This window comes from Neomegalonema perideroedes DSM 15528 (assembly GCF_000374145.1).
Classification (GTDB): domain Bacteria; phylum Pseudomonadota; class Alphaproteobacteria; order Rhodobacterales; family Rhodobacteraceae; genus Neomegalonema; species Neomegalonema perideroedes.
Window position 1 is genome coordinate 1 of the sequence record NZ_KB893657.1, and the last position, 6097, is coordinate 6097.

At 64.2% G+C, this 6097-nt stretch carries 6 protein-coding genes; 3 read left to right on the top strand and 3 right to left on the bottom strand.

Annotated elements, in window-relative coordinates:
• From B161_RS18020 to B161_RS0112965, 3 genes are all read right to left on the bottom strand, one after another.
• Positions 1–793 (bottom strand): ABC transporter ATP-binding protein (locus B161_RS18020; RefSeq protein ID WP_157755645.1); only part of this gene is annotated, 793 nt, incomplete at its 3' end.
• 46 nt (positions 794–839) lie between these two features.
• Positions 840–1952 (bottom strand): dimethylsulfone monooxygenase SfnG, encoded by a 1113-nt coding sequence (gene sfnG, locus B161_RS0112960; protein ID WP_018633867.1) that lies wholly within the window; start codon positions 1950–1952, stop codon positions 840–842.
• Positions 1953–1985: 33 nt separating this feature from the next.
• Entirely contained in the window at positions 1986–2564 is a 579-nt protein-coding gene (locus tag B161_RS0112965; RefSeq protein ID WP_018633868.1) for an NAD(P)H-dependent oxidoreductase, read from the bottom strand.
• Positions 2565–3136: 572 nt separating this feature from the next.
• On the opposite strand from B161_RS0112965, the gene B161_RS0112975 reads away from it, so the two are divergent.
• The 3 genes from B161_RS0112975 to B161_RS0112985 are packed head-to-tail and all read left to right on the top strand — an operon-like array spanning position 3137 to position 5935.
• A complete protein-coding gene (locus B161_RS0112975) occupies positions 3137–3649 on the top strand; it encodes a TRAP transporter small permease (protein WP_240471623.1) in 513 nt (170 codons plus the stop codon).
• A complete protein-coding gene (locus tag B161_RS0112980) occupies positions 3649–4914 on the top strand; it encodes a TRAP transporter large permease (RefSeq protein WP_018633871.1) in 1266 nt (421 codons plus the stop codon). Before B161_RS0112975 ends, B161_RS0112980 begins: the two co-directional genes overlap by 1 nt.
• A 25-nt stretch (positions 4915–4939) precedes the next feature.
• Positions 4940–5935 (top strand): TRAP transporter substrate-binding protein, encoded by a 996-nt coding sequence (locus tag B161_RS0112985; protein ID WP_018633872.1) that lies wholly within the window; start codon positions 4940–4942, stop codon positions 5933–5935.
• Positions 5936–6097 lie beyond the last annotated feature (162 nt).

A 6097-nucleotide genomic window follows, 5' to 3' on the forward strand; every position in this document is an offset into this window, starting at 1 on the left:
CTTTGCGGACTTCGGCGGGGGGGCCGTCGGCGATCTTGCGGCCGTAATCCAGCACCACGACGTGATCCGAGAGGCCCATCACCAACCCCACGTCATGCTCGATGAGCAGCACCGCCGCCCCATGGAGATCCCGCGCCGCGCGCACATAGCCCGCCAGTTCGTTTTTCTCGGTGGCGGTCATGCCCGCCATGGGCTCGTCCAGCAGCAGGAGCCTCGGGCGCGTCACGAGCGCCCGCGCCAGCTCCACGCGCTTCTGCAACCCGTAAGGCAGGGTCGCGGCGGCGCGGTCGGCGATCTCCTCCAGATGCAGGAAGGCGAGGATCTCCGACACCCGCGCGTCGATCTCCCGATCCTCGCGGCGGGCGCGGGGCAGAGCGAAGACCTCCTCAAGGAAATTCGCCCGCCGCCGCCAGGCCAGCCCCGCCGCCACGTTCTCGCGCACGGTCAACCCGCCGAAGAGCGCGAGGTTTTGGAAAGTCCGCGCCACGCCCAGAGCCGCCAGCTTCTCGACGGGAATCCGCGAAAAGCCGCGCCCTTCAAGCCGGATCTCGCCGCGGTCGGCCTGATACAGCCCGCTCGCGACGTTGAGCAGCGAGGATTTCCCGGCGCCGTTGGGGCCGATCACCGCGCAGATCTCGCCCGGCTTCACCGCAAGGCTCACCTCCGTCAGAGCCGCCACGCCGCCGAAGGAGAGGCCGATCTCCTTCAGTTCGAGCAAAGCGCCCTCGGAATCGGAGGCGAGACTGGTCCGTCGCGCCGGAGGGCGGCGCGTTTCAGCCGGAAGACTGGTCATGGAGCGATCCTTGATCGAGAGCGCCGAACGCCGAAGAGGAGCGGCCTTATTCGGCCGCGACGCGCTCCCGCCGCGCGGCTTCAAGCTCGCGCACCAGCGGAATCACCTTTTCGCCGAAGAAGGCGACCTCCTCCTGAAAATGCAGGAAGCCGAGCAGGATCAGATTCGCGCCCGCGTCCTTCAGATCGAGGATGCGCCCGGCGATTTGCTCGGGCGTGCCGATGAGATTGCTGCGGAAGCCGTCGTTATATTGCACGAGGTCTTCGAAGCTGGATTTCGCCCAATTGCCTTCGCCCTCCGGCGAGGCCTTGCCCGCGTTCTTGACTTGGCCCGCGAAGCCCGCCACCGCCTCGGGATTCGCCTTGGCGATGATCTCGGCGAGGGTGGATTTCGCTTCGGCTTCGGTCTCGCGGGCGATGGCGAAGGCGTTCACGCCGATCTTGACCTGACGGCCTTCGGCCTCAGCCTTAGCGCGGATGTCGTCCACCTGCGCCTTGAGGCCCTCCGGGGTGTTGCCGTTGGTGAAATACCAATCCGAAACCCGCGCGGCCATGTCGCGCGCCGCCCGCGAGGAGCCGCCCTGAAAGATCTCCGGCTGAGGATCGAGGGGCTTGGGCTTCAGGGAATAATCGCGGAAGCGGTAGAAATCTCCGGCGAAGGTGAAGCTCTCTTCGGTCCAGATGCCGCGCAGCGCGCGGATGAACTCTTCGGAGCGGCGGTAACGCTCGTCATGATCCAGCCAAGGCTCGCCGATGGCGGCGAATTCGCCCCGGAACCAGCCTGAGACCACGTTCACCGCCACGCGGCCCTTGGTCAGATGGTTGATGGTGGCGATCTGCTTAGCCGCGAGGGCGGGCGTCCATGGGCCGGGCAGGATCGCCGCGATGACCTTCAGATTCTCGGTCGCCGCGAGCAGCGCATGGCTGAAGGAGACGGATTCATGCTGATTATCGGCGCCGTATCCGGCGGTGAAACGGATTTGGCTCAGGGCGTATTCGAAGCCGCCGGCCTCGGCGATCCGCGCGAGCTTGATATTATAATCTATGTCCCAGCTGGTGCGCTGCTCGATGTCGGAGATCACCAGCCCGCCCGAAACGTTGGGCACCCAATAGGCGAATTTCAGAGGAGCGTCGGTCTGGTCGTCACGGGAAGCGGCCATAAGGGCCTCCATCTGCTGAAGAGGTGAGAAGATTCAGGCGCTCAGAACCACGACGGGCCGCGGCGCGGCGACCTGAAGGGAGGTCGCGGCGAGCAATTGCGCAGCCTCGGAGGCCGCCCGTTCGATGCGCTCGGCCAAGCCCTCGGAGACGCGCTGCGCGTCGATCTCGCCTTCGGTGGCGAAGACGAAGCTCGGAACCGTCACCGCCCGGAAGAAGCCGAAGAGCGGCCGGAACTGATGCTCGCCGACGAGGCCATGCAGCGGCGCGCCGCCCGTCGCCGAGAGCAGAACCACCTTGCCCGCGAGGGCGTCGCGGTCCACGAGGTCGAAGATATGCTTGAAGGCGCCCGGATAGCTGCCGCGATAGACCGGCGCCCCGACGATCAGCAGATCCGCCGTTTCGACGCGGCGAAAAACGGCTTCTTCTTCGGCGGAAAGCTCTTCACGGCTGAAGCGGGTCAGCAGCGCCTTGTTCTCCGAGAGGTTCACGCGCTCGACGCGGGCTTTGAGGCGGCGGGCGGCGGCCTCGGCGAGGCGGTCCAGCAGATGTCCCGTGCGCGAGGCGGCGTTAGGGCTGCCGTTGACGACGACGATGGTTTTTTCAGAGGCCATGACTTCCAACCTGCGCTGAGCGATCACATTCAGGTTCATAAAAGCAAACGACGTGCCAATGTGAAAACATGAATTAATTCAAAAGAAAACAAGATTAACCTCACCATCTTGAGTGTTGAGATTCCAACAAATCCGGCCTTCAGCTGTGGGGATTCCAACATCCTCCAAGGAGGTTGAAGCGGCGCTGAAAACCGCTCCGGCCTCCGGCAGAGCTTCGGCGAGGACGGCGGCGCCCCATCGCAGGGGGAGCGCCTCCGCGCCCATGCGCGGAGACAGGGAGGAGGCGGCGCGGCGGCGCTCCCGTCTGAAAATCCAAGATTTTGAATTCTCAGGATTTTTCTTCGTCGCCTCCAGAGGCGGCGCAGGAAAGCGGCCTCTCGCCCCGGAGACGGCGTTGACACCGTCGATTTTATACATCACGCTTCAGGAAAATTACGACAAAGACGTCAGGGGGAATATCCATCATGCCAAGCGCCACGAATCCGGCGGAGCGACGACGCGGGCTATGGGCTGTCGTCATTCGGCTTTCGGAGGGTCTTCTGACTTTTGAACGCGCCGCCGTCACTCTGCTGATGAGTCTGCTCGCCGGCGCGATCCTGTTGAACGTCGCGACGCGCTATCTGGGCGCTCCGCTCTATTGGATCGACGAATTCGCGGTCTATTGCATGGTCTGGCTGACCTTCGTCGGCGCCTCGACCATGACCCGTCTGCGGCTGGATTTCGCCGTGACCATGATGACCGAGCGCCTGTCCGGACGCGCGGCTCGTTTCTGCCGCGTCCTCTCCACGATCATCGTGGCGGCCTTCGGTCTGGCTCTGGCGGCGATGTGCTGGCTCTGGTTCGATCCGGCGGGGATTCTCGGCGCCGGCCTCGACTCCCGAGCCTTCGCCGGAGAGACCTTCAACTTCATCTACGCCGAACGCACCCAGACTCTGAACTGGCCCACTTGGATCCTCTATCTGATCCTGCCGATCTTCGCGCTGTCCATGATCATCCACGGCCTCGCGAACCTCATGGAGGATCTCGGGCTCGTCGAAAAGACTCAGCGCGATCTGGTGATCAACGCGGAAGAGGCGGTGAACTGATGGCGACTTTTCTGGTGTTTCTCGCGGTGATGCTGGTGGGGGTTCCCATTGGTCTTTGCCTTTGCGTCGCGGCCATCGCCTATGTGCTGTCCTCCGGCGATACGGTGCTGTTCCAAAGCTATCCTTTGCAGATGTTCAACTCCGTCGACAGCTATGGCCTGATCGCCATCCCGCTCTTCGTCCTCATCGGCGAGATCATGAACGCAGGCGGCATCACCAAGAAGATCGTGGCCATGGCCATGGCCTTCGTCGGATCTCTGCGGGGCGGCCTCGCCTATGTGAACGCCATCGCCAATATGTTCGTGGCCTCGATCCTCGGCTCGGCCACGGCGCAGGTGGCGATCATGTCTCAGATCATGGTCCCGGAAATGGAGAAGAAGGGCTATGACAAGGATTTCGCAGCCGGATTGACCGCCTATGGCGGCATGCTCGGCTCGATCATGCCGCCTTCGGTCATGTTCGTGGTCTATAGCGTCATGGCGCAGGTTTCGGTTTCGGACATGCTCATGGCGGGCCTCGCGCCGGGCCTGATCCTGACCGCCCTCTTCTGCGCCGTCATCGCGATCATCGGCCATCGCCAGAAATTCCCCAAAAGCGAGCCGCAGACCCTCCGGCAGCGCGCGGCCACGGTCTGGGAGGCCCTGCCCTCGCTCTCGATTCCCATCGTCATCGTCGGTTCGATCTTCTCGGGGCTGGCCAGCGCGACCGAGGCGGGCGCCGTGGGCGCGGTCATGGCGCTGCTCATCGGCCGCTTCTGGACGAAGCAGCTCAAATTCTCGCAGCTCTCGACCATCATGACCCGGGCCGGGCTTTACTCCGCCATCGTGCTGTTTCTGGTGGTCGCGGCGGGCGTGCTCTCGTGGATTCTGCTCTACGGCAACGTGCCTCAGCGGGTCGCCAGCTGGATTCAGACCGTCGCCAAAGACCCCATCGCCTTCATGCTGCTGGTGAACGTGATCCTGCTGGTCATCGGCACGGTGATCGACGGCATCCCCGGCCTGATCATGACGGTGCCGATCCTGCTGCCCATCGCCACCGAGGTCTATGGCGTGGATCCCCATCATTTCGGCGTGGTGGTGGTGATCAATCTGGTGCTCGGCCTGCTCTCGCCGCCGGTGGGGCTGTGCTTCTTCGTCGCCGCCGCCGCGACGGGCGCCAATCCGGGGCGGATGTTTCTGGTGACGATGCCTTTCTTCCTCATCACCTGCGTTCTTCTCGTGATCCTGTCGATCTTCCCGGCCATCTCCCTGATCTTCATCGGATAAGAAAACCAATCGGAGGACCATCTTCATGTTCAAGCTCTCTCGCCGTCAGATGCTCGCCGGAGTCGGCGCCGCCGCCGCCCTGCCCTTCGCCGCGCCGACCGTCGCGCGCGCCCAGACCACCGAGATGCGCCTCGGCCTCATCACGCCGGTCGGGCATTCCTGGAACGACGCCGCCCTGCGTCTGGCCGAATTGCTGAAAGAGAAGACCGACGGCCGCCTCAATATGACCGTGTTCCATTCCGGCCAGCTGGGCAACGAATCGGCCATGATGCAGCAGCTGCAGTCGGGCGCCGTGGATATGGGAATCATTCAGGCGGCCGAACTCGGTTCGCGCGTGAACCATATCGCCGCGATCAACGCGCCTTATCTCGTGCGCTCCACCGACGCCGTGGCGAAATTCGTCCGTCATCCCGAAGTGCTGAAGCTCTTCGACGTGCTGCCGCAGGAGACCGGGACCATCGGCCTCGGCTGGGCGATCACCGGCATGCGCGCGGTCTTCTCCGCCAAGCCCATCGAGAACCTCGGCGGGCTGAACGGCATGAAGCTGCGCATCAACCCGACTCCGGTCTATCGCGACTTCTATCAGCTGCTCGGCGCCGCCCCGACGCCCATCCCGACGCCGCAGGTCTTCGACGCCATGTCCAACGGCCAGGTCGACGGGCTGGAGGCGGACATCGAATTCTCGTGGAACCAGCGCTTCGACAAGGTGGCGAAGTCCATTCTGCGGATGAACGCGCTGTTCATGCCCGCGGCGGCGGTGGCCTCGGGGCGCGTCTGGCGGGCCATGCCCGAGGCGGACCGCGCCCTGATCGCCGAGACGGTCAAGACCGTGCTCGACGAGCAGATCGACAGCCTCGCCGGAGAAGAGCCCGCGCTGATCGAGAAATTCCGCGAGACCGGCGTGCCCATGCATGAGATCCGTCAGGAGGACACCACCGACCTCATCGCGGCCTTCGATAAGATCTGGCTGCCCAAGGCTCCGGTGATCGCGCGGCTGCGCGAGATCGGCGCGAGCCTCTGATCCCTCAGGCGGGGAGCGGCTTCACGCCGCTCTTACGCGTTGAACAAGCAGGGGCCCCGGCGTAAAACGCGTCGCCGGGGCCCGCGGGCGTCGTTCTCCAACCCATCGCTCAGGATGAGGAAACTTCGCATGACCGACGAAACCGAGGCCCTCAGACCTCCC